Genomic DNA, 21,761 nt, shown 5'->3' on the forward strand with positions numbered 1-21,761 from the left:
GACCCGCATAAAGACAGGTCTGCTATGACATTGCCGCTGCTCGGGCCGATGACGCTGTCGGGATTCGCGCACCCGTGGTTCTTCCTGTTCCTGTTCGTCGTCATGGGCCTGGTCGCGCTGTACATCCTCATGCAGGTGGCGCGCCAACGCCGGATCCTGCGGTTCGCCAACATGGAGCTGCTGGAGAGCGTGGCGCCCAAGTCGCCGACCCGCTGGCGGCACCTGTCGGCGATCCTGCTGATCGCCTCGCTGCTGCTGTTCACCGTCGCGATGGCCGGCCCGACTCACGATGTCCGGATCCCGCGCAACCGCGCGGTGGTGATGCTGGTGATCGACGTGTCCCAGTCGATGCGGGCCACCGACGTCGAACCCAGCAGGCTGGTCGCCGCGCAGGAGGCCGGCAAGCAGTTCGCCGACGAGCTCACCGCGGGCATCAACCTCGGCCTGATCGCCTACGCCGGCACTGCGACCGTGCTGACCTCGCCGACCACCAACCGCGAGGCGACCAAGGCCGCGATCGACAAGCTGCAGCTGGCGGACCGGACCGCCACCGGCGAGGGCATCTTCACCGCCCTGCAGGCGATCGCCACCGTGGGGGCGGTCATCGGTGGCGGCGACACCCCGCCGCCGGCCCGCATCGTGCTGCTCTCCGACGGCAAGGAGACCGTGCCGTCCAACCCCGACAACCCCAAGGGGGCGTTCACCGCGGCGCGTACCGCCAAGGATCAGGGCGTACCGGTCTCGACGATCTCCTTCGGCACGCCGTACGGCTACGTCGAGATCAACGAGCAGCGCCAACCGGTCCCGGTCGACGACGACTCGCTGAAGAAGATCGCCGACCTGTCCGGCGGCAGCGCCTACACCGCCTCCAGCCTGGCCCAGCTCAAAGAGGTCTACGCGACCCTGCAGGATCAGATCGGCTTCGAGACCATCCGCGGTGACGCCAGCACCGGGTGGCTGCGGCTGGGCGCGTTCATCCTCGCGCTGGCCGGGCTGGCCGCGTTGCTGCTGAACCGGCGGTTGCCCGCTTAGTTGACTCTGCGCTCACGTCGCAGAAGTGCGAGTAGCCCACGCCCTCAGCGCAGAGTCAACGTGTCGATTCGATAGGTTATGCCGGTGACAGACAGCGAAGCCCCCGCAGGCAAGCCCGCGTTCGTATCCCGTTCGGTCCTGGTCACCGGTGGAAACCGGGGCATCGGGTTGGCGATCGCACAGCGGCTGGCCGCTGATGGCCACAAGGTGGCGGTGACGCACCGCGGCTCCGGGGCACCGGAGGGGCTGTTCGGCGTCGTGTGCGACGTCACCGACAACGACGCCGTCGATCGCGCCTTCAAAGAGGTTGAGGAGCACCAGGGCCCGGTAGAGGTGCTGGTGTCCAACGCCGGTATCTCCAAGGACGCGTTCCTGATGCGGATGACCGAAGACCGGTTCGAAGAAGTCATCAACGCGAACCTGACCGGGGCATTCCGGGTGGCCCAGCGCGCGTCACGCAGCATGCAGCGCAAGCGATTCGGCCGGATCATTTTCATCGGGTCGGTCTCGGGCATGTGGGGCATCGGCAACCAGGCCAACTATGCGGCCGCCAAGGCCGGCCTGATCGGCATGGCCCGCTCCATCTCCCGCGAACTGTCCAAGGCCGGCGTCACCGCGAACGTCGTCGCCCCCGGCTACATCGACACCGAGATGACCCGCGCGCTCGACGAGCGGATCCAGGCCGGCGCACTGGAATTCATCCCGGCCAAGCGGGTCGGCACCGCCGAAGAGGTCGCGGGCGCCGTGAGCTTCCTGGCATCAGAGGACGCCAGTTACATCGCCGGCGCCGTCATTCCGGTCGACGGCGGCATGGGCATGGGCCACTAAAGGTAAGGACTGACATGGCAGGCATTCTCGAAGGCAAGCGGATCCTGGTCACCGGGATCATCACCGACTCCTCGATCGCGTTCCACATCGCCAAGGTGGCCCAGGAGGCCGGAGCGCAGCTGGTGTGCACCGGATTCGACCGGCTGCGGCTGATCCAGCGCATCATCGACCGGCTTCCCGAGCCCGCGCCGCTGCTGGAACTCGACGTGCAGAACCAGGAGCACCTCGACACGTTGGCCGCACGCATCACCGAGGTGATCGGAGAGGGCAACAAGATCGACGGCGTGGTGCACTCGATCGGCTTCATGCCGCAGACCGGCATGGGCATCAACCCGTTCTTCGACGCTCCGTATGAGGACGTGTCCAAGGGCATCCACATCTCCGCGTATTCCTATGCGTCGCTGGCCAAGGCGGTGCTGCCGATCATGAACCCGGGCGGGTCCATCGTCGGCATGGACTTCGATCCGACCCGGGCGATGCCGGCCTACAACTGGATGACGGTGGCCAAGAGCGCACTCGAGTCGGTGAACCGGTTCGTCGCCCGCGAGGCCGGCCAGTTCGGTGTGCGCTCGAATCTCGTTGCGGCCGGACCGATCCGAACCCTGGCGATGAGCGCGATCGTCGGCGGTGCGCTCGGTGAGGGTGCCGGCGAGCAGATCCGGCTGCTGGAGGAGGGCTGGGACCAGCGGGCCCCCATCGGCTGGGACATGAAGGACGCCGAGCCGGTGGCCAAGACCGTCTGCGCCATGCTCTCCGACTGGCTGCCGGCCACCACTGGAACGGTCGTCTACGCCGACGGTGGCGCTCACACCCAGTTGCTCTAAATGGCTTTAGACGCCGTCCTGCTGCTGTCGTTCGGCGGACCCGAGGGGCCCGAGCAGGTGCGGCCGTTCCTGGAGAACGTCACCCGGGGGCGCGGTGTGCCGGCGGCCCGCCTCGACGCCGTCGCCGAGCACTACCTGCATTTCGGTGGGGTGTCGCCCATCAACGGGATCAACCGGGCGCTGGCCGAGGCTATGCGTGCCGAAATGCCGGACTTGCCGGTGTATTTCGGCAACCGCAACTGGGAGCCCTACGCCGAAGACGTCGTCGCGCAGATGGCGGCCGACGGCGTTCGCCGCGCTGCGGTCTTTCCCACCTCGGCGTGGGGTGGGTATTCCGGTTGCGAGCAGTACGCCGAGGACATCGCCCGGGCCCGCCGGGTGGCAGGGGAGCGGGCCCCGGAGCTGGTCAAACTGCGCCAGTATTTCGATCACCCGTTGTTCGTGGCGATGTTCGCCGAGGCGATCGCCGCCGCGGCCGACACCCTGCCGGCCGGCCTGCGCGAGAGTGCCCGGCTGGTGTTCACCGCGCACTCGATCCCGGTGGCCGCCGACGAACGCTACGGTCCTCGGCTCTACAGCAGCCAGGTCGGCTACGCGACCGGGCTGGTCGCGGCCGCGGCGGGCTACCCCGACTACGACCAGGTCTGGCAGTCACGCTCCGGTCCGCCGCAAGTGCCTTGGCTGGAGCCCGATGTCGAGACGCATCTCGCGGCGCTGGCCGACGCGCGCGTGCCCGCGGTGATCGTCTGCCCGATCGGTTTCCTCAGCGACAACATCGAGGTGATCTGGGACCTCGACAACGAAGTACGTACCCAGGCGCAGGCGGCCGGAATCGCCTACACGCGGGCGGCCACCCCGAACTCCGATCGACGGCTGGCCCGCCTGGCTCGCAGCCTCATCGAGGAACTGCGCGACGGCACCGCACCCGAACGCGTCGCCGGACCGACCGCGCTGGGCTGCGGATTCGGGGTCAACGGCGAACCATGCGGGTCATCGCACTGCACCGCGGTGGTGGCACCCGCCGGTTAGCTCCGCCAGGCCGAGTGCAGAATCTCGGTCACCGCGGCGCTGCGCGCCGAGCGCACCACCGTCGTCAGCGGCGCAACCGCATCGACGGCGCGCTGCACCGCAGCCGACGATTGGGCGCTCGCGGTCAGCAGGTCGGCGCTGACCGTGATGATCGCCTCGACGTGCGCGGCGCTTTGCAGAACCCACACCGCACGGGTCGGTGCATGGTCCGGAATCCGGTGCAACAGCGCGGCTTCCATCATCTGTTCCACCCGCAGTCGCGGATCTTCCACGCCGTAGTCGGCCCAGCGTGAACCGGTGGAGCCCAACGCTTCGGCGGCTGTTCGCACCGCTGACCGCAACGCGTATTCGGCCTCGCCGAGATCGTGTTGTTCGGTGGCCGGCATATCGGTCAGCGGGAACACGGTCCAGCACAGTTCGGCGGCGTAGTCATCACCGGCGTCTTCCGGGTACGCCGGCACCAGCCCGATCGGGGGTGCGGCGTCAGACGACCCGATCAGTACGGCCTCACCGGCGAGGATCGCCTCCTGCTGAAAGATGGTCCCGGCCGGCAGTCCGCGGACATCGCCGGGGACCGGAAACACCGGTCGGATGCCGTCCCCGCCCGCCGATGATCCCGCGCCGCGCACCAGTTGCAGCAGTGATGCCGCTCCGCCCTGGTGTCCGCCGGCCCACCCCAACCCCGCCTCGCCGATGCTGACCGCGTCGTAGGCGGCAACCGATTGCACTGGCGCCCAAGCCGATAATGCGTCCAGCACGTCGTCGGGCGCGGCCCGGCCGGCAAGCCAGGCGTTCGCCCACACCGACAGGGACGTACTCGGGCACCACATGATGCAAGGCAGTGTAGTGGTCCGCGCGCTACCTCCCGGTCCACACAGGTTCGGGCGATTCTCGGGCTATCCTGAGGCATGCCGACTGCTCTGATCTGGTTGGTCTTCGCGCTCGGGCTTGCCGGGGCCGAAGCCCTCACCGGCGACATGTTTCTGCTGATGCTGTCTGGCGGGGCGCTGTCGGCGGCCGCCGCGAGCTGGTTGACGGACTGGCCGATCTGGACGGACGGCGCGGTGTTCCTGGTGGTGTCGGTGCTGCTGCTGGTCTTGGTGCGCCCCGCCCTGCGGCGCCGGCTCTGGTCCGGCGCGGGCAGCGAGACCGGCGTGGTCGCCTTGCACGGCAAGAGCGCCCTGGTGCTCGACCGGGTCGAACAGGACGGCGGCCGGGTGAAGCTGGGTGGGGAGGTATGGACGGCCCGCCCCCTCACCGACGGTGACGTCTTCGAGCCGGGCGAGCAGGTCACGGTGATGCACATCGACGGGGCTACCGCGGTGGTCAGCAAGATCGTGTAGAGGCTGTAGAGGAAGGATCTTTCATGGAAGGCGTTACAACCGGGCTGGTGTTGCTGGCCGTACTGGTGGTGTTCGCGGCGATCGTGGTCGCCAAGTCGGTCGCGCTGATTCCACAGGCCGAGGCGGCGGTCATCGAACGGCTGGGCCGCTACAGCCGCACCGTCAGTGGCCAGTTGACCCTGCTGGTGCCGTTCATCGACCGGGTACGCGCCCGCATCGACCTGCGTGAGCGGGTGGTGTCCTTCCCTCCGCAGCCGGTGATCACCGAAGACAACCTGACTCTCAACATCGACACCGTCGTCTACTTCCAGGTCACCAACCCCAAGGCCGCGGTGTATGAGATCAGCAACTACATCGTCGGCGTGGAGCAACTGACCACCACCACCCTGCGCAACGTGGTCGGCGGGATGACGCTGGAGCAGACGCTGACCTCCCGCGAGGTGATCAACAGTCAGCTGCGCGGCGTACTCGACGAGGCGACCGGACGCTGGGGCCTGCGGGTGGCCCGGGTGGAACTGCGCAGCATCGATCCGCCCCCGTCGATCCAGGCGTCGATGGAGAAGCAGATGAAGGCCGACCGGGAGAAGCGGGCGATGATCCTGACCGCCGAAGGTCAGCGCGAGGCCGCGATCAAGCAGGCCGAGGGGCAGAAGCAGGCCGAGATCCTGACCGCCGAGGGCGCCAAGCAGGCCGCGATCCTGGCCGCCGAAGCCGAGCGGCAGTCGCGGATGCTGCGGGCACAGGGTGAGCGGGCAGCGTCCTATCTGAAGGCCCAAGGGCAGGCCAAGGCGATCGAGAAGACGTTCGCGGCGATCAAGGCCGGCCGGCCCACCCCGGAGCTGCTGGCCTACCAGTACCTGCAGGTGCTGCCGGAGATGGCGCGTGGCGAGGCCAACAAGGTCTGGGTGGTGCCCAGCGATTTCGGCAGCGCCCTGCAGGGCTTCACCAAGCTGCTCGGAGCCCCCGGCGAGGACGGCGTCTTCCGGTACCAGCCGTCGCCCGTCGATGATTGGCCCAACCGGCCCGAGGACGACAGCGACGAGGTCGCCGACTGGTTCACCACCAAGACCGATCCTGCGATCGCCCAGGCGGTGGCCAAAGCCGAGGCGGACGCCCGCAAGCCGGTCGAGGGTGGGCTGCTGCCGCCGCAGCAGCTCGACCCGGGGATGGCGTGAATGCGCTGACGGCACGGCCCACGTACGCGGCGCTGGCCGCGTTTCTGGCCGGTGACGCGGTGGCGTCGGCGGTGCCGGTGCCCTATGTCGCCAAGAACATGGATGCCATGCGCATCCCGCCCGAGCTCCGCTGGGCGGTACCGGTGGCCAAAGCCGCCACCGCGCTGGGTCTGGCTTCGGTGTTCCGCTTCCCGGGCGTCGCCCGGGCCACCACCGGGTTGCTGACGTTGTATTTCGCCGGGGCGCTCGGCATCCACCTGCGGGTTCGCAACCGGGTGGCGAACATCATTCCGGCGGCGCTGCTCCTGGTGGTGTTCGCCGCGATGACGGTGCAGGGCCCGCACACCGCGGGGGACGGCGTACGGGCCCTGGAGTCATAACCTCTGCGGGGCGGCTAGCTCTTACGGGCCGCAGTGTGTTCGTCGAGGCTGGTCGCCTTGTAGGCGTAGGCGGCCACGACCGCGCCGATCACCTGGGCGAGCAGGTAGACCCAGAGGAACTTCCAGGCGAAAGTCCCCGACAGCATCAGGCCGAAGGTGATGGCCGGGTTGAACGCCCCGCCGGAGATGGCACCGACCGCCACCACACCGACGGTCACCACGAACCCGATCGCCAGACCGTAGAAGCTGTTGCCGGCGCTGTCTTTGCTGGTTGCGGTGTGCAAGACGACGTAGCACAGCGTGAATGTGAATACCAATTCGGCCAAGAATGCCGGCCAGACCGTGCCCGTCAGATCAAGCGCGTCGGCGGAGTACTTCTCATGCCACAGCCCGAATCCCACGCCGAAGGCGGCGAGTGCACCGACCAATTGGGCGACGATGTAGGGCCCGAGATCACCCAATGGCAAGGCACCCCGCAAATGTGCGGCGATCGAAACCGCCGGGTTGAGGTGGCCGCCCGAGATATGCCCGCTGGCATACACCATCACCATCAACACCGAGCCGACGCCCAGCGCGGTGGCGCCGACGCTGTCCGAGCCGCCCAGGACGATGCCCAGCACGGCGAACATGAAAACAAACGTGCCGATCATTTCGGTCAAATACTTGCGCACCGCGGCGTTCCGATCAGCCATTGATCCGGTCCCTTCAATCCGTCGAGCACTTGTCGACTTTGTGCTGTGCCAGCACATGGCACTAAGGAAGACTTTAACGGCGAGCGGGCCTTTTACTCTCCATTTGTGGACGGTTGTACACCGAATTGTTGCCGTATTGGTGAGGGCTTCGTGTCTATTTGCCCCAGGCGCTTTGCTCCGCGCCGTGCTGCGCTCAGCGGACGAACAACGTCAACAGCCTTCTGCCCACCGACCTCGCGGCCGAAGGACGCTCCGCCGACACCGTGACGGCATCCCCGAACCGCCGGCGCAGCTCGCGTTGCAGCCGGTCGCCCAGGGTCGATTCCGACGCGGGGCAGCCGTGGCAGGCACCGGACATCCGCACCCGCACCTGCTCACCGGTCACACCGACCAGCTCGATCGCCCCGCCGTGTGACGCGGCGAGTTCACCGATCGGCCCGCCGAGCAGCTCCTCGGCCGCCCGTGCCAATTCGCTGGTGCGTTCGGACAGGTCGATCCGCCATTCCGCCGGATCCCGGAGCGCCGTGTCGAGCGCCACCCGGATCTCCGCACCGCGAGCCCGCCAGCTCTGCTGTGGGCTCAGCGTGATCGCAATGTCCGCACCGTCGACGATCAACGCCTCGATCGTGCCGTCGTCCTGCAATTCCCCCAGCCGGCCCGGCGCGTGTCGTACCCGCCCGCTGCCGGGCATGCGATCGTGCACGACCACCCAGCGCACCCGTTGCGGGTTGCCGGTCGCCACCGCATGCATCGGGATCATGCGCCCAGACCCGACGCGATCGACCTGGCGGCGAAGGCCATCACCCAGGCCAGCACGAACATGTAGCCGAACGCGAACGCCGGCCATCGCCATGAGTTGGTCTCCCGGCGCATCACCGCGACGGTGGACATGCACTGCAGCGCGAACATGAAATACACCAACAGCGCGATGACCGTCGGTGCGGTGAACACCCGATTGCCGTGGTCGTCGGTTATGGCCGCCAGGGCCTGGCGCGGGGCCGACGGATTGGTCGCGGCCGAGACCTGCCCGAGGGTGGACACGAACACCTCCCGCGCCGACAGCGACCCGACCAACGCGATATTCGTACGCCAGTCGAAACCCAGGGGCGCGAACACCGGCTCGATCGCCTTGCCGACGCCGGCCGCGTAACTGTGGTCGAGCACGTAGGAGGCCGCGTCGGACTGCGAGAGCTGCGCGGTCTCGGTGCTGCGGGCCGGCAGATTCATCAACACCCAGAGCACCAGCGAGGTGGCCAGGATGACGGTTCCGGCCTTGCGCAAGAAGATCTTCGCCGCGTTCCACATCGCGATGAGAACCGCCGTGGGGGAAGGAAATCGATACGGTGGCAATTCCATGGTGAACGGCAGCAGGTCGCTGCGCAGAATCGTCGACTTGAACACCCACGCGGCCAGCAGAGCCGAGGTGCCACCACCGAGATACAGCAGGAACATGGTGACGCCCTGCGCGCTGAAGCCCCACCAATTCCGCTGCGGCGTCACCAGCAGGCCGACGAGCAGGGTGTAGACCGGCAGTCGGGCCGAGCAGGTCATCAACGGCGCACTGATGATGGTGGCGAGTCGATCCCGCGATGACGGCAACGTCCGGGTCGCCATGATCCCCGGAATCGCGCAGGCGAACGAAGAGAGCATCGCCACGAACGCGCGGCCCTCCAGTCCGGTCCTGGCCATGATGCGATCCATCAGGAACGCCGCCCGCGACATGTAGCCGACATTCTCCAGCAGCGCAATCAGCAAGAACAGCAACACAATCTGCGGAATGAACTGCAACACGGTCCCCACGCCGCCGATGACGCCCTCACCGAGGACACCACCGAGCACCGTGCCGCCGAGGTGGTTGTTCACCTGCGATCCCAGCCAGTCGAGTCCCGCGGCGATCCGATCCTGCAGCGGGGCGGCGACGGTGAAGATGATCTGGAAGAACGCGAACATCACGGCGAAGAAGATCGCGATGCCCCACAGCGGGTGCAGCACCCAGCCGTCGATCCGGCTGGTCCGCAGATCCCGGTGCGGGGCAACGTAGTCCGCGGCGGTGAGCACCGACGTCCCCCAGGCGTCCACCGCGTCGGCCTCCGACGGCGGCAGCACCGCCGGCCGGGACCAGGTGTGGCTGGACCTCAGCAGCGTGCGCAGACCCTCGATGCCGGTACCGCGGTTGGCGACAACAGCGACGACCGGCATGCCCAGCGCGGTGGCGAGGGCATCGACGTCGATCCGGCCGCCGCGGGAACTCAATTCATCGGTCATGGTGAGCACCAGCGCAGCGGGCAGCTCCAGGCGCAGCACCTGCCCCACCAGCGCGATGGAGCGGCGCAGGGTGGTGGCGTCGGCGACCAGCACGATCGCGTCGGGTGCGCCGATGCCGTCGACACGGCCGGCCAGCACGTCGGCGACAACCTGTTCGTCCGGACTGATCGGATCCAGGCTGTAGGTGCCGGGCAGGTCTTCGATCGCGAGTTCGACGTCACCGACGGTCAGGACGCCGACGCTGCGCCCCACCGTGACGCCCGGATAGTTGCCGGTTTTGGCCCGCAGCCCGGTCAGGTGGTTGAACACACTGGTCTTGCCGGCGTTCGGGCTTCCGACCAGCGCGATCCGTCGCGCCCGTGTCACATCGACGGCGGCTACGGAGCCGTCGTGGCAGTCCGTCATCGGTCACCATCCGCGGTGTCGATCTCGATGAGTCGGGCTTCCCGGCGGCGCAGACACAATTCGGTGTCCTGCACGCGGTAGATGGTGGGATCTCTCAGGGGCGCCCGGCGGATCACCTCGACGCGGGCGGCCGGGCGAAATCCGAGCTGCCGCAGCCGGCTCGCCACCGCGTCCGGGGCGTGCGGTGCGGCACCGGTGATGGTCGCAGCCTGCCCCGGAGCCAAGTCGGCGAGCACCGTCGCCGGTCCGGATCGATGCGACGATCGCCGCCGCCACCTGCGCATCAGACGCCCTAACGTTAGATCGGCTTATTGCTGCAAGGTACGCCTGATTCGCCCGCGGCGTCACCCGCCTGATCTGCGTCGTCAGCCGATGGTCACGGGTTCGGCAGGGTCGGGCTCGCAGGTTTCCGGACCGGCCGTGGGCCGCTGCCGACGGTGCGCGTGCACCTCGTAGACCAGCAGTGCCACCCCGACTGCCGCCGTGCAGGCCGACACGGCGAACAGCAGCGGGCTCACTTCGCCGGTCAGGGCGTCGCCGAGCACCACCACCGCGGCGGTGCCCGGCAGCAGCCCCACCAGGGTGGCCACCGTGTACGGCACCAGCCGCACCGCCGAGGCGCCGGCGGCGTAGTTGATCACCGAGAACGGGATAGCCGGAATCAGCCGCAGCGACACCACCGCCGGCCATCCGCGCTCACGCAGGCGCGCGTCGAGTGAGTCGAGCCGCGGATGGCGCACCACCCGGCGCAGCTGCCAACCGAACACCCGCATCAGGACCAGCGCCCCGACCGCGCTGAGCGCGCTGGCCACCACCGCCAGCACGACGCCCAGCCACGGGCCGAACAGCAGCCCGGCGGAGAGCGTGAACGCCGTCCGGGGGAACGGGAACACGGTGACCACCGTGTGCGCGGCCAGAAAGGCCAGTGGAAACCACGGGCCCAGGGTCTGCGCCCAGTCCCGCAGCTGCACAGCGGTGGGCACGGGGACCAGCAGTGCCACCGCGACCAGGCTCAGGATCACCACCGTGGTCCACGCCAACCGCCGAAGTGCCACCTGGCGCGCGGTGACGATGAACGCCGACCAAGCGCCGCGCAGCACGGGTGGGATTCGGGTCGCGGCGCGCGTCACGGAGCTCAAGACTACGGGCCGAGGGTTAACACTTCGCGTCACGCCGGGGGTGTTTCTCCGCTCGGCACACCTCGCCCGAGCCGGCCGATCGGCATCATTTAGCCTGGTTGACACGTGTGGGGTAGCGATCCATCAGCTACTCGCGAGTAACAACAGGGAGTCGCCGGTGTCTATCGACGTGTCCGCCGAACCCGCCGGCATGGAGCAGGCCCGTGCCCGCTGGCGTGCCGCGGTGGCCGGGGTGCTGGCCAAGAGCTCGCGGCGCGAGCAGGCCGACATCGAACGCGAGACCGGTGGAGAGCCGGAACGGTTGCTGGACACGCCGGTCGAGGGTGAGGCCGGGCAGGGCGGATTCGCCATCCATGCGCTCTACACCGCGCTCGACGCCCTGCCTGAGCAGCCGTTGCCGGGTCAGTGGCCCTATGTGCGCGGCGCCGACGCCCTGCGTGACGTCAACAGCGGCTGGAAGGTCGCCGAAGTCTTTCCCGTCGGTGGGCCCGGATCGGCCGCCGACACCAACGCTGCGGTCCTCAATGCCCTGACCGACGGCGTCAGCGCGCTGACCCTGCGGATCGGTGACGCCGGGGTGCCGGCAGCCGAGCTTCCACGAGTCTTCGACGACGTCTACCTGGGACTGGTTCCGGTGCTGCTCGACGGTGCCGAAGCCGGCGACTACACCACCGCCGCCGACGCGATGCTGGCGCTGGTCGACGGGCTCGACCCGGACAGCCGCGCGAACCTGTCGGTGGATCTGGGGGCCGACCCGCTGACCGCCCCGCTGGCGCGGCGCGCGGCACCGTCGATCGACGAGGTGATCGCGGTGGCGTCGCGCGCCGCCGGCCGGCAGGGAGTGCGGGCCATCGCCGTCAACGGTCCGGCGTTGCACAACCTGGGCGCCGGGGCGACGGGGGAGCTGGCGGCCGGGCTGGCCGCGGCGGTGGCCTACCTGCGGTTGCTCACCGAGGCCGGGCTCTCGGTCGCCGACGCGGCACGCCAGATCAGTTTCCGTCTCGCCGCGGACGACGACCAGTTCATCACCATCGCCAAGGTTCGCGCGGCACGGCAGTTGTGGGCGCGGGTCACCGAGGTGGCCGGGGCGCCGGAGTCCGGCGCCGCCGTGGTCCACGCGGAGACGTCATTGGCCATGATGACCCAGCGCGACCCGTGGGTGAACATGCTGCGCACCACCCTGGCCGCCTTCGGGGCCGGCGTCGGTGGGGCGGACACCGTGCTGGTGTGGCCCTTCGACACCGTGATCCCAGGGGGGCAGCCGGGCACCTCGGCGACCTTCGCCCGGCGGATCGCGCGCAACACCCAACTGCTGCTGCTGGAGGAGTCGCACCTGGGCCGGGTGCTCGACCCGGCCGGCGGATCCTGGTTCGTCGAAGACCTCACCGAGCGGTTGGCCGAGCAGGCCTGGCGCCAGTTCCAGGAGCTCGAAGCACTCGGGGGCTTCGAGGCCGCCCGCGGCCGCATCGGCGAGCGGATCGCCGAGGTTGCCGCCGCCCGGGCCGAGGACATCGCACATCGGCGTACCGCGATCACCGGCGTCAACGAATACCCCAACCTGGACGAACCGCCGTTGGCCGTATCGTCGCCGTCAGCCCAGCCGCATGACTCAGCCGAGCAGGCCGGGTTGCGTCGCTACGCGGCTCAGTTCGAGGCCCTGCGTGACCGTTCCGACGCCCATCTGGCCCGCACCGGCGCCCGGCCGCGGGTGCTGCTGCTGCCGGTCGGTCCCATGGCCGAACACAACATCCGGACCACCTTCGCCGCCAACCTGCTGGCCTCGGGCGGTATCGAGGTGATCAACCCCGGCGCGGTGGACGCCGACGCGGTGGCCGCGGCCGTCCAGCAAGCCGGCTCACCAGCCGTGGCGGTGCTGTGCGGCAGCGACGCACGCTACGGCGCCGAAGCCGCCGCGGTCATCGGGGCGGCTCGCGCCGCCGGAATCGGACGGGTCTACCTGGCGGGACCGGAGAAGGCCCTGGCGGGAGACTCCGACACCGACCCGAAGCCGGACGACTACCTGACCATGAAAATCGATGCGGTACAGGCGTTGTCGGACTTACTCACCCGATTGGGGGCCTGAGCGCCATGACCACCAGTACCTCACACGGCACCCTCGGCAGCTTCGCCGACGTCGCGCTGCACAGCGACCGCAGCGCCGAACCGGTCACCGATAGGGCTGTCGCCGAGCACGTCGCGGCCGCCGCGGCCGCGCACGGCTACACACCCGAGCAGCTGGAGTGGCACACCCCGGAAGGCATCGCGGTCAAGCCGGTCTACACCGCGGCGGACCGGTCCGCCGCGGTCGCCGACGGCTACCCGCTGGACAGCTTCCCCGGCGAAGCTCCGTTCGTGCGCGGGCCGTACCCGACGATGTATGTCAACCAGCCGTGGACGATCCGGCAGTACGCCGGGTTCTCCACCGCCGCGGACTCCAACGCGTTCTACCGCCGCAACCTCGCGGCCGGCCAGAAGGGCCTGTCGGTGGCCTTCGACCTGGCCACCCACCGCGGCTACGACTCCGATCACCCCCGGGTGCAGGGCGACGTCGGAATGGCCGGGGTGGCAATCGATTCCATCCTGGACATGCGGCAGCTGTTCGACGGGATCGACCTCAGCGCGGTCAGCGTGTCGATGACCATGAACGGTGCGGTGCTGCCGATCCTGGCGCTGTACGTGGTGGCCGCCGAGGAGCAGGGGGTGCCGCCGGAGAAACTGGCCGGCACCATCCAGAACGACATCCTCAAAGAGTTCATGGTGCGCAACACCTACATCTACCCGCCGAAGCCGTCGATGCGGATCATCTCCGACATCTTCGCCTACACCAGCGCCAAGATGCCGAAGTTCAACTCGATCTCGATCTCCGGCTACCACATCCAAGAGGCCGGTGCCACAGCCGATCTGGAGCTGGCCTACACCCTGGCCGACGGGGTGGACTACATCAAGGCCGGCCTGGACGCCGGCCTGGACATCGACAAGTTCGCGCCCCGGCTGTCGTTCTTCTGGGGCATCGGGATGAACTTCTTCATGGAGGTCGCCAAGCTGCGTGCGGGCCGGCTGCTGTGGAGCGAGCTGGTCGCCCAGTTCAACCCGAAGAGTTCGAAATCACTGTCGCTGCGCACACATTCGCAGACCTCAGGATGGTCGCTGACCGCCCAGGACGTCTTCAACAACGTGGCGCGGACCTGCATCGAGGCGATGGCCGCCACCCAGGGCCACACCCAGTCGCTGCACACCAACGCCCTCGACGAGGCACTGGCGCTGCCCACCGACTTCTCCGCCCGCATCGCCCGCAACACTCAGCTGCTGTTGCAGCAGGAGTCCGGCACCACCCGGCCGATCGACCCGTGGGGCGGCTCCTACTACGTGGAATGGCTGACCCACCAGCTGGCGCAGCGGGCCCGAGCCCACATCGAAGAGGTGCAGCAGCACGGCGGAATGGCCCAGGCCATCAGCGACGGCATCCCCAAGCTGCGCATCGAGGAGGCCGCTGCTCGCACCCAGGCCCGCATCGACTCCGGTCGCCAGCCGCTGATCGGAGTCAACAAGTACCAGGTCGCCGAGGACCAAGAGATCGAGGTGCTCAAGGTCGAGAACAGCCGGGTGCGCGCCGAGCAGCTGGCCAAACTGGAGCAGCTGCGCGCCGAACGCGATGAGACGGCCTGCCAGGCCGCGCTCGCCGAGCTGACCCGTGCCGCCGCCGCCACGGGTGCGGCGGGGGAGGACGGGCTGGGCAACAACCTGTTGGCGCTGGCAATCGACGCCGCCCGGGCCAAGGCCACCCTGGGGGAGATCTCCGACGCCCTGGAGAAGGTGTACGGCCGCCATCAGGCCGAGATCCGTACCATCTCTGGGGTCTACCGTGACGAAGTCGGGAAGGGCAGCAATATCTCTAGTGCAACCGCCCTGGTGGAGAAGTTCGCCGAAGCCGACGGCCGTCGGCCCCGCATCCTGATCGCCAAGATGGGTCAGGACGGGCACGACCGCGGCCAGAAGGTGATCGCCACCGCATTCGCCGACATCGGATTCGACGTGGACGTCGGCGCGCTGTTCTCCACCCCCGACGAGGTCGCCCGCCAGGCCGCCGACAACGACGTGCACGTGGTCGGGGTGTCGTCGCTGGCGGCCGGGCACCTGACCCTGGTGCCGGCACTGCGTGACGCGCTGGCCGAGGCCGGACGGCCCGACATCATGATCGTGGTCGGGGGCGTGATCCCACCCGGAGACTTCGACGAGCTCTACGCCGCCGGGGCCACCGCGATCTTCCCGCCGGGCACGGTGATCGCGGATGCCGCGGTGGACCTGCTGAAGACGCTCGCGTCCCGGCGAGGTTACGAGCTCGGTGACCCCGACGGGTCCGCCGCAGACCCGAAATAGATGACCGACAACGCTGACGACGCTGACGACGCCGTCGCACAATTGGCGGCGGCGGTGCGCTCCGGTGACCGCTCCGTACTGTCGCGGGCCATCACGCTGGTCGAATCCACCCGCGCCGACCACCGCCAGCAGGCCCAGAAATTGCTGCTGGCGCTGCTGCCGGACGCCGGCGGTGCGCGGCGGGTGGGTATCACCGGGGTTCCCGGCGTGGGCAAGTCGACGACCATCGAGGCGCTCGGGATGCACCTCATCAAGCAAGGCCACCGGGTCGCGGTACTCGCCGTCGACCCGTCGTCGACCCGCACCGGCGGCTCGATCCTGGGGGACAAGACCCGGATGCAGCAGCTGGCCGCACACGCGTGCGCCTACATCCGCCCGTCCCCGACCTCGGGCACCCTGGGCGGGGTGGCCAAGGCCACCCGGGAGACCGTGGTGCTGCTGGAGGCCGCGGGCTTCGATGTGATCCTGATCGAAACCGTCGGCGTCGGCCAATCCGAGGTGACGGTGGCCAACATGGTCGACACCTTTGTCTTCTTGACGCTGGCCCGCACCGGCGACCAGTTGCAGGGCATCAAGAAGGGTGTGCTGGAGCTGGCCGACGTGGTGGTGGTCAACAAGGCCGACGGCGAGCACCTGGCCGAGGCGCGGATCGCCGCGCGGGAACTGTCGGCCGCCATCCGGCTCATCTATCCGCGTGAAACCTTATGGCGGCCACCGGTTTTGACCATGAGCGCCATCGAGGGCACCGGCCTGGCGGAATTCTGGGACACCGTGGAGCGGCACCGGCAGACGCTCATCGATGCCGGCGAGTTCGACGCCCGCCGTCGTGCTCAGCAGGTCGACTGGACCCGGCAGCTGGTGAAGGACGCGGTGCTGGAGCGCGCGCTGGCGGACCCGGCGGTGCGCGAAGTGCGCACCGAGGTGGAACAACAGGTGCTCAGTGGCGAGCTCACCCCGGCGCTGGCCGCCCAGCGAATCCTCGCGGCCATCTGGAGCTAGCCGGCTCGGCATGAGCTCCTGAAGTATTTACGGTAGGGCCGTCGGTTGGCGCGGTACATTGCCAGTCATGACGCAGCATCTCGACGTCCGCCAAACCGGGCTTCCAGCGGGTGTGCACGGCGCGGCCGACCCGAACTTCGCCTGCGCGGTGCGGGCCTTCGCCGCGATGTTCCCCGGCCGCCGCTTCGGCGGCGGGGCGTTGGCGGTGTACCTGGACGGTGAGCCCGTCGTGGACGTGTGGACCGGATGGTCGGACCGGGCCGGCCGGGTGCCCTGGTCGGCCGACACCGGCGCCATGGTGTTCTCGGCGACCAAGGGCGCGGCGTCCACGGTGATCCACCGGTTGGTCGACCGTGGCCTCATCGACTACGACGTGCCGGTGGCGCAGTACTGGCCGGAGTTCGCCGCGAACGGCAAGGCCGCGATCACCGTCCGCCAGCTGCTGGGGCACCGGGCGGGGCTGACCCACCTCAACGGTGCCAGCCGGTCGGATCTGCTGGACCACGTGACGATGGAAGCCCGGATGGCCGCCGCAGCGCCGGGTCCCGAGCGGGGCAAGCCCGCCTATCACGCGCTGACCTACGGCTGGCTGTTGTCCGGGCTGGCCCGGGCCGTGACGGGCACCGGGATGCGTGAGCTGTTCCGCACGGAGCTGGCCGGTCCGCTGGACACCGACGGCCTGCACCTGGGCCGCCCACCGGCCGACGCGCCGACCGTCGCCGCGGAGATCATCATGCCGCAACGCAGCCGGCGGAACCCGGTGGTCGACCTGGTGGCGCCGCGGGCCGCCGCGATGCTGCCCTACGGCGGATTCGGCGCGTTCTATTTCCCCGGTGTGATGGGCACGGTGCGCGGCGAGATTCCCTTCCTGGACACCGAGGCCGCCGCCATCAACGGGGTGACCACCGCGCGCGGCCTGGCCCGCCTCTACGGCGCACTGGCCAACGGCGGGCAGATCGACGGCACCCAGTTCCTGTCCCGACGGGTGGTGGACGGGCTGACCGGTCGGCACGCCATTCAACTGGACCGCACCATCGGGGTTCCGCTCGCGTTCCACCTGGGGTATCACGCCGTCCCGTTCGGTCCGGTGCTGCCCGGCTTCGGTCACGTCGGGCTGGGCGGTTCCCTGGGCTGGGCCGACCCGACGTCCGGGCTGGCGTTCGGATTCGTGCACAACCGGCTGTTGACCCCGTTCGTCGCGCTGGACCACGCGGGTTTCGTCGGAACGGCCGCACTGATCCGCCGGGGCGTGGCCCGGGGACGCCGGCACGGGTTCGCTCCGGTCCCGCTGCTGGGGGAGCCGTTCGCCGAGCGGGACGCCGCCACCGGATAGCCCCGCACCCGGCACCGCTGTGCTGATGGCGGCGGCCCGCGGCGCCCGACTTCGTCGCGCTGGCGACCACCGCTGTGCTGATGGCGGCGGCCCGCGGCGCCCGACTTCGTCGCGCTGGCGACCACCGCTAGGGTTGCCCGAGTGACTGACCGTACGCCGAAGCTCTACATCTTCCCGCACGCCGGCGGATCGCCGCAGTACTACATTCCGTTCTCCAAGACGTTCACCACCGACGTCAAACGCATCGGAGTGCAGTACCCGGGCAAGGGTGGCAGCCACGACCTCGGCGCCTTCACCAGCATCGAAGACCTCGCCGATCAGGTCTGCAAGACCGTGGCGCCGCCGACCGAGTCCGACGGCCGGGTGGCCTTCTTCGGTCACAGCATGGGCGCACTGCTGGCCTTCGAGGTGGCTCGCCGATTCGAGGCGGACGGCCATCGGATCGCGGCGCTGTTCGTGTCCGCGGCCGGCGCGCCGGGACGAGCGGGGTATGACAACATCCCGGAGTCCGATCGCGGGCTGCTGGACGCCGTGAGCACGATGACCGGCGTCAATCCCGAATTCCTGGAGAATGAGGAGTTCGCGGCGAAGATTCTGCCGACACTTCGCGGGTTGAAGGCCATTGCGAATTACGACTGCCCACCGGAAGTGCGGGTGTCCTGCCCGATATTCGTATTCCATGGTGATGAAGACGACGTCGCCACCGATGAAAAGGTCGCCGGATGGGCGCAGCGCACCACCGCCGAGTTCGGTACGAGAGTCTTCACCGCACCCGGTCACCACTTCTACCTCAACGAACACCTGCCGGAACTGGTCGGCGATATCGAAGAGAAGATCGCGACTTACTGTCGAAGTTGACTCGGCGCCGGCTCATCGACCGGTGAATTACCTGCTGGTACTCGTGTGGCCTCTGGTGCGCGATTGGCTACCGCAGCAGCATGCCGAAACCGCTGCATAACCGCTGTACGTCGGCCATAAATTGCCTGCCAGCAGGGTGTCCGTGGTAGCCTCCGCGGGAGGGAAACACCTGGGATGTCGGGGTCCAAGGAGTTTTTGCGAACGTGCCAAACATTCCAGAAGGGGTACCCGTGTCGTTGGTCGAATCATCCGCACCGGCCGTGTCGGCCGGGCGATCTCGGCGTCCGGACGTCCCCGCCCCCGTCCTCAACCGGCACGGCGAGCGCCCGGCCCACTGCGAGGCAGAAACACTCAGCTGAGCAGCCGGTGGCAGCGCCACCAGGTCTGATCCAGCAGGGAAAGCATCCCAAATGTCGCTAATCCAATTGCATACATCCGCTGTGCAGGGGCATCGCGCAGCGAAACCGTCATTTCGGACCGCACACGCAACGACGCTCGACGGGGCCGAAGTACTCAGCAGGTGAGGTCCGCGGACCTGACAGCACAAGGAGAAGACATCGCAATGTCGGCAACTCACACGCACATCCCGACCCTGTTGGCGGACCGGGCTCGGGAAAAGCCGGATGCGCCTGCCTACACCTTCATCGACTTCGACGTCGACCCGGCCGGCTACCGCGAGACCCTGACCTGGTCGCAGTTGCGCAACCGGGCGCAGGTGGTGGCGGCCGAGCTGGCGACCTGCGCATCGCCGGGTGACCGCGTGGCCATCCTGGCGCCGCAGAGCCTCGAGTACATCGTCGGGTTCTACGGCGCCCTGGAGGCGGGCATGATCGCCGTACCGCTGCCGGTGCCGATGTTCGGGGTGCACGACGAGCGGGTGTCGGCGGCCTTGCGGGACTGTTCCCCGGCGGCGATCCTGACGACGTCGGCGTCGGTCGGCGACATCGCCAGCTCGATCAACGACCTCGGCGGCAAGCCCCCGGTGGTGATCGAGGTGGACGCCCTGGACCTCGACTCAGAGCCGGTGGTGGCGCCCACCGCCACGGCGCACACCAAGACGGCCTTCCTGCAGTACACCTCCGGTTCCACCCGGACCCCGGCGGGCGTCATGGTCGGGCACCACAACGCGATCGTGAACATGCAGCAGATGATCGAGGACACCTTCGAGAACCGCGGGAAGAAGGTGCCGCCGGACACCACCCTGGTGGCGTGGCTGCCCTTCTACCACGACCTGGGTCTGATGTGCGGCATCATCTTCCCGCTGGTCGGTGGCCACCAGGGAGTGGTCTTCAGCCCGATGGCGTTCCTGGCCAAGCCGGCCCGCTGGATGCAGCTGGTGGCCAGCTACCCCAACGCCTACACCGGTGGCCCCAACTTCGCCTACGAGTTGGCCGTGCGGCGCACTTCCGACGAGGACATGGCCGGACTCGACCTGGGGCGCGTCCACACCTTCGCGTTCGGCGCCGAGCGGGTGCACGCGGCCACGCTGCGGCGGGTCGTCGACCGGTTCGCCAAGTTCAACCTGCAGCCGTCCGCCCTGCGCCCCGGCTACGGGCTGGCCGAGGCCACCGTGTACCTCACGTCGAACACTCCCGGCAACGCACCGGTGACCGCGCGTTTCGACTACGCCAAGCTGTCAGACGGCACGGCTGAGCCGAGCGGTCCCGAGGGCGGAGTCGAGCTGGTCACCTGCGGTGTTCCACGGGCCTGCACCGTGCGCATCGTGGACCCCGACACCCAGACCGAGAACCCGGAGGGCAAGGTCGGCGAGATCTGGGCGTATGGGCCCAACGTCGCCGCCGGCTACTGGCACAACCAGCAGGCCACCGAGGCCACCTTCGCCGGCAAGCTGGTCGACCCGTCGCCCGGCACGCCGCAGGGCCCCTGGCTCAAGACCGGCGACCTCGGCGTCATCTCCGATGGCGAGCTCTACATCGTCGGCCGGATCAAGGACCTGCTGATCGTCGACGGCCGTAACCACTACCCGGACGACATCGAGGCCACCATTCAGGAGATCACCGGTGGGCGTGTCGCGGCGGTGTCGATCCCGAACAGCCGGTCCGAGCAGCTTGTTACGATCGCGGAGTTCAAGAACAAGGGGGGGTCCGATGAGGAGGTCCTGGACAGGCTGACCGAGGTGAAGCGGAAGGTCACGGCCGCGCTGTCCAAGGCGCACGGCCTGGCGATCGGTGATCTGGTCCTGGTGCCCCAGGGTGCGATCCCGATCACGACCAGCGGCAAGATCCGCCGCTCCAGCTGCGTGGAGATCTACCAGCGGGATGGATTCGACCGACTGGATGCTTCCGTTCGGTCTGTATGACTGATGACGAGCTGCTCGCGCGGCTTTCGGGGAGGTTGAGTTGAGCGAGATGGGTGCTGCGTCGGCCGGGGGGCCGGATCGTCGCGCGATTGTTGCTGAGGCGCTGCGCAAGATTGATGATTTGACGGCGCGGTTGGCGGTGGCTGAGGCCGGGGATACTGAGCCGATCGCGGTGGTGGGTTTGGGTTGTCGTCTGCCTGGTGGGGTGGATGGGCCGGCTGCTTTTTGGCAGTTGTTGTGTGATGAGGGTTCGGGGATTGTTCGGGTTCCGGCGGATCGTTGGGATGCGGATGCGTTTTTCTCGTCGGATCATTCGGTGCCGGGGACGATTTGTTCTCGTGAGGGTGGGTTTTTGTCGTCGTGGCAGCCTGCGGAGTTTGATGCGGAGTTTTTTGGGATTTCTCCGCGTGAGGCTGATGCGATGGATCCTCAGCAGCGGTTGTTGATGGAGGTGGCCTGGGAGGCGTTGGAGCATGCCGGCATCACCAAGGAGGCGATCCGGGGCACCCAGACCGGCGTCTTCGTGGGTATGACCACCAACGACTACACACTCAACATCGTCGGCAAAATCCGCGAAGAAGAAATCGACCCCTACGTTCCGTTCGGCAACGCCGCCAATTTCGCGGCGGGGCGGTTGTCGTATTTCTTGGGTGTGCATGGGCCGGCGATGATGGTGGATACGGCGTGTTCGTCGTCGTTGGTGACGATTCATTTGGCGTGTGCGAGTTTGCGGCGTCGGGAGTCGGATCAGGCGTTGGCTGC

At 68.4% G+C, this 21,761-nt stretch carries 20 protein-coding genes; 14 read left to right on the top strand and 6 right to left on the bottom strand.

Features of this window, described 5'->3' with window-relative positions; genetic code table 11:
- The first annotated feature begins 24 nt into the window (after nucleotides 1-24).
- The 4 genes from AWC16_RS06035 (at nucleotide 25) to AWC16_RS06050 (ending at nucleotide 3,713) form a co-directional block, all read left to right on the top strand.
- Nucleotides 25-1,032 (top strand): VWA domain-containing protein, encoded by a 1,008-nt coding sequence (locus AWC16_RS06035; protein WP_085263847.1) that lies wholly within the window; start codon nucleotides 25-27, stop codon nucleotides 1,030-1,032.
- Between the two features lie 84 nt (nucleotides 1,033-1,116).
- On the top strand, nucleotides 1,117-1,860 hold the full coding sequence (fabG1, locus tag AWC16_RS06040; protein WP_409370659.1) for a 3-oxoacyl-ACP reductase FabG1: 744 nt from the start codon (nucleotides 1,117-1,119) through the stop codon (nucleotides 1,858-1,860).
- Between the two features lie 14 nt (nucleotides 1,861-1,874).
- Nucleotides 1,875-2,684 carry an NADH-dependent enoyl-ACP reductase InhA gene (gene inhA / locus AWC16_RS06045; RefSeq protein ID WP_085263849.1) on the top strand — a complete coding sequence of 270 codons (810 nt, stop codon included), beginning with the start codon at nucleotides 1,875-1,877 and terminating at the stop codon, nucleotides 2,682-2,684.
- Complete coding sequence (locus AWC16_RS06050; protein ID WP_085263850.1) at nucleotides 2,685-3,713, top strand: ferrochelatase; 1,029 nt, start codon at nucleotides 2,685-2,687, stop codon at nucleotides 3,711-3,713.
- Here the strand turns inward: AWC16_RS06050 and AWC16_RS06055 are convergent.
- Complete coding sequence (locus AWC16_RS06055) at nucleotides 3,710-4,543, bottom strand: hypothetical protein (protein WP_085263851.1); 834 nt, start codon at nucleotides 4,541-4,543, stop codon at nucleotides 3,710-3,712. The genes AWC16_RS06050 and AWC16_RS06055 overlap by 4 nt on opposite strands.
- A 78-nt stretch (nucleotides 4,544-4,621) precedes the next feature.
- On the opposite strand from AWC16_RS06055, the gene AWC16_RS06060 reads away from it, so the two are divergent.
- From AWC16_RS06060 to AWC16_RS06070, 3 genes are read left to right on the top strand one after another with little or no spacing between them, the layout of a single operon-like run.
- The gene (locus AWC16_RS06060; protein ID WP_085263852.1) at nucleotides 4,622-5,056 is read left to right on the top strand and encodes an NfeD family protein; all 435 of its coding nucleotides are present in this window, start codon (nucleotides 4,622-4,624) and stop codon (nucleotides 5,054-5,056) included.
- Between the two features lie 23 nt (nucleotides 5,057-5,079).
- Nucleotides 5,080-6,231, top strand: a complete 1,152-nt coding sequence (locus AWC16_RS06065; RefSeq protein WP_085263853.1) for an SPFH domain-containing protein — start codon at nucleotides 5,080-5,082, stop codon at nucleotides 6,229-6,231.
- Nucleotides 6,228-6,611, top strand: coding sequence for a DoxX family protein (locus AWC16_RS06070; RefSeq protein ID WP_085263854.1), 384 nt, complete (start codon nucleotides 6,228-6,230; stop codon nucleotides 6,609-6,611). Before AWC16_RS06065 ends, AWC16_RS06070 begins: the two co-directional genes overlap by 4 nt.
- Nucleotides 6,612-6,625: 14 nt before the next feature.
- Here AWC16_RS06070 and AWC16_RS06075 read toward each other — a convergent pair whose 3' ends face one another.
- The 5 genes from AWC16_RS06075 to AWC16_RS06095 all read right to left on the bottom strand — a co-directional run bounded on the left by AWC16_RS06075 (nucleotide 6,626) and on the right by AWC16_RS06095 (nucleotide 11,103).
- On the bottom strand, nucleotides 6,626-7,303 hold the full coding sequence (locus tag AWC16_RS06075) for an aquaporin (protein WP_085263855.1): 678 nt from the start codon (nucleotides 7,301-7,303) through the stop codon (nucleotides 6,626-6,628).
- Nucleotides 7,304-7,496: 193 nt separating this feature from the next.
- Nucleotides 7,497-8,063, bottom strand: a complete 567-nt coding sequence (locus AWC16_RS06080) for a NifU family protein (RefSeq protein ID WP_085263856.1) — start codon at nucleotides 8,061-8,063, stop codon at nucleotides 7,497-7,499.
- The gene (gene feoB, locus AWC16_RS06085; RefSeq protein WP_085263857.1) at nucleotides 8,060-9,973 is read right to left on the bottom strand and encodes a ferrous iron transporter B; all 1,914 of its coding nucleotides are present in this window, start codon (nucleotides 9,971-9,973) and stop codon (nucleotides 8,060-8,062) included. The genes AWC16_RS06080 and feoB overlap by 4 nt, the downstream gene beginning before the upstream one ends.
- Nucleotides 9,970-10,257 (bottom strand): FeoA family protein, encoded by a 288-nt coding sequence (locus tag AWC16_RS06090; RefSeq protein WP_109561298.1) that lies wholly within the window; start codon nucleotides 10,255-10,257, stop codon nucleotides 9,970-9,972. Before AWC16_RS06090 ends, feoB begins: the two co-directional genes overlap by 4 nt.
- Nucleotides 10,258-10,338: 81 nt before the next feature.
- Nucleotides 10,339-11,103 carry a TVP38/TMEM64 family protein gene (locus AWC16_RS06095; RefSeq protein WP_109561299.1) on the bottom strand — a complete coding sequence of 255 codons (765 nt, stop codon included), beginning with the start codon at nucleotides 11,101-11,103 and terminating at the stop codon, nucleotides 10,339-10,341.
- Between the two features lie 166 nt (nucleotides 11,104-11,269).
- Here AWC16_RS06095 and mutA point away from each other — a divergent pair, with 166 nt between their 5' ends.
- The 7 genes from mutA to AWC16_RS06130 all read left to right on the top strand — a co-directional run.
- The gene (gene mutA, locus AWC16_RS06100; protein WP_085263859.1) at nucleotides 11,270-13,195 is read left to right on the top strand and encodes a methylmalonyl-CoA mutase small subunit; all 1,926 of its coding nucleotides are present in this window, start codon (nucleotides 11,270-11,272) and stop codon (nucleotides 13,193-13,195) included.
- Nucleotides 13,196-13,200: 5 nt separating this feature from the next.
- Complete coding sequence (gene scpA, locus AWC16_RS06105) at nucleotides 13,201-15,489, top strand: methylmalonyl-CoA mutase (RefSeq protein ID WP_085263860.1); 2,289 nt, start codon at nucleotides 13,201-13,203, stop codon at nucleotides 15,487-15,489.
- Nucleotides 15,490-16,488, top strand: coding sequence for a methylmalonyl Co-A mutase-associated GTPase MeaB (meaB, locus tag AWC16_RS06110; RefSeq protein WP_085263861.1), 999 nt, complete (start codon nucleotides 15,490-15,492; stop codon nucleotides 16,486-16,488).
- Between the two features lie 67 nt (nucleotides 16,489-16,555).
- Nucleotides 16,556-17,821, top strand: a complete 1,266-nt coding sequence (gene lipL, locus AWC16_RS06115; RefSeq protein WP_085263862.1) for an esterase/beta-lactamase LipL — start codon at nucleotides 16,556-16,558, stop codon at nucleotides 17,819-17,821.
- A 141-nt stretch (nucleotides 17,822-17,962) separates the two neighbouring features.
- Nucleotides 17,963-18,679: a thioesterase II family protein gene (locus AWC16_RS06120; RefSeq protein WP_085263863.1), complete on the top strand. Its 717-nt coding sequence runs from the start codon at nucleotides 17,963-17,965 to the stop codon at nucleotides 18,677-18,679.
- A 562-nt stretch (nucleotides 18,680-19,241) separates the two neighbouring features.
- Entirely contained in the window at nucleotides 19,242-20,999 is a 1,758-nt protein-coding gene (locus tag AWC16_RS06125) for an AMP-binding protein (protein ID WP_085263864.1), read from the top strand.
- A gap of 49 nt (nucleotides 21,000-21,048) precedes the next feature.
- A partial coding sequence (locus tag AWC16_RS06130; RefSeq protein WP_133055917.1) for a beta-ketoacyl [acyl carrier protein] synthase domain-containing protein occupies nucleotides 21,049-21,761 on the top strand: 713 nt, incomplete at its 3' end.

It is taken from the genome of Mycolicibacter longobardus (assembly GCF_002102265.1).
GTDB classification, from domain to species: domain Bacteria; phylum Actinomycetota; class Actinomycetes; order Mycobacteriales; family Mycobacteriaceae; genus Mycobacterium; species Mycobacterium longobardum.

What these genes read in the sequence shown, in the direction of transcription:
- AWC16_RS06075 (WP_085263855.1), bottom strand. Translation starts at nt 7,303, where the DNA reads ATGGCTGATCGGAACGCCGCGGTGCGCAAGTATTTGACCGAAATGATC.
- AWC16_RS06060 (WP_085263852.1), top strand. Translation starts at nt 4,622, where the DNA reads ATGCCGACTGCTCTGATCTGGTTGGTCTTCGCGCTCGGGCTTGCCGGG.
- AWC16_RS06065 (WP_085263853.1), top strand. Translation starts at nt 5,080, where the DNA reads ATGGAAGGCGTTACAACCGGGCTGGTGTTGCTGGCCGTACTGGTGGTG.
- AWC16_RS06050 (WP_085263850.1), top strand. Translation starts at nt 2,685, where the DNA reads ATGGCTTTAGACGCCGTCCTGCTGCTGTCGTTCGGCGGACCCGAGGGG.
- AWC16_RS06080 (WP_085263856.1), bottom strand. Translation starts at nt 8,063, where the DNA reads ATGATCCCGATGCATGCGGTGGCGACCGGCAACCCGCAACGGGTGCGC.
- scpA (WP_085263860.1), top strand. Translation starts at nt 13,201, where the DNA reads ATGACCACCAGTACCTCACACGGCACCCTCGGCAGCTTCGCCGACGTC.
- AWC16_RS06055 (WP_085263851.1), bottom strand. Translation starts at nt 4,543, where the DNA reads ATGTGGTGCCCGAGTACGTCCCTGTCGGTGTGGGCGAACGCCTGGCTT.
- AWC16_RS06125 (WP_085263864.1), top strand. Translation starts at nt 19,242, where the DNA reads ATGTCGGCAACTCACACGCACATCCCGACCCTGTTGGCGGACCGGGCT.
- inhA (WP_085263849.1), top strand. Translation starts at nt 1,875, where the DNA reads ATGGCAGGCATTCTCGAAGGCAAGCGGATCCTGGTCACCGGGATCATC.
- lipL (WP_085263862.1), top strand. Translation starts at nt 16,556, where the DNA reads ATGACGCAGCATCTCGACGTCCGCCAAACCGGGCTTCCAGCGGGTGTG.
- AWC16_RS06090 (WP_109561298.1), bottom strand. Translation starts at nt 10,257, where the DNA reads ATGCGCAGGTGGCGGCGGCGATCGTCGCATCGATCCGGACCGGCGACG.
- feoB (WP_085263857.1), bottom strand. Translation starts at nt 9,973, where the DNA reads ATGACGGACTGCCACGACGGCTCCGTAGCCGCCGTCGATGTGACACGG.
- meaB (WP_085263861.1), top strand. Translation starts at nt 15,490, where the DNA reads ATGACCGACAACGCTGACGACGCTGACGACGCCGTCGCACAATTGGCG.
- AWC16_RS06035 (WP_085263847.1), top strand. Translation starts at nt 25, where the DNA reads ATGACATTGCCGCTGCTCGGGCCGATGACGCTGTCGGGATTCGCGCAC.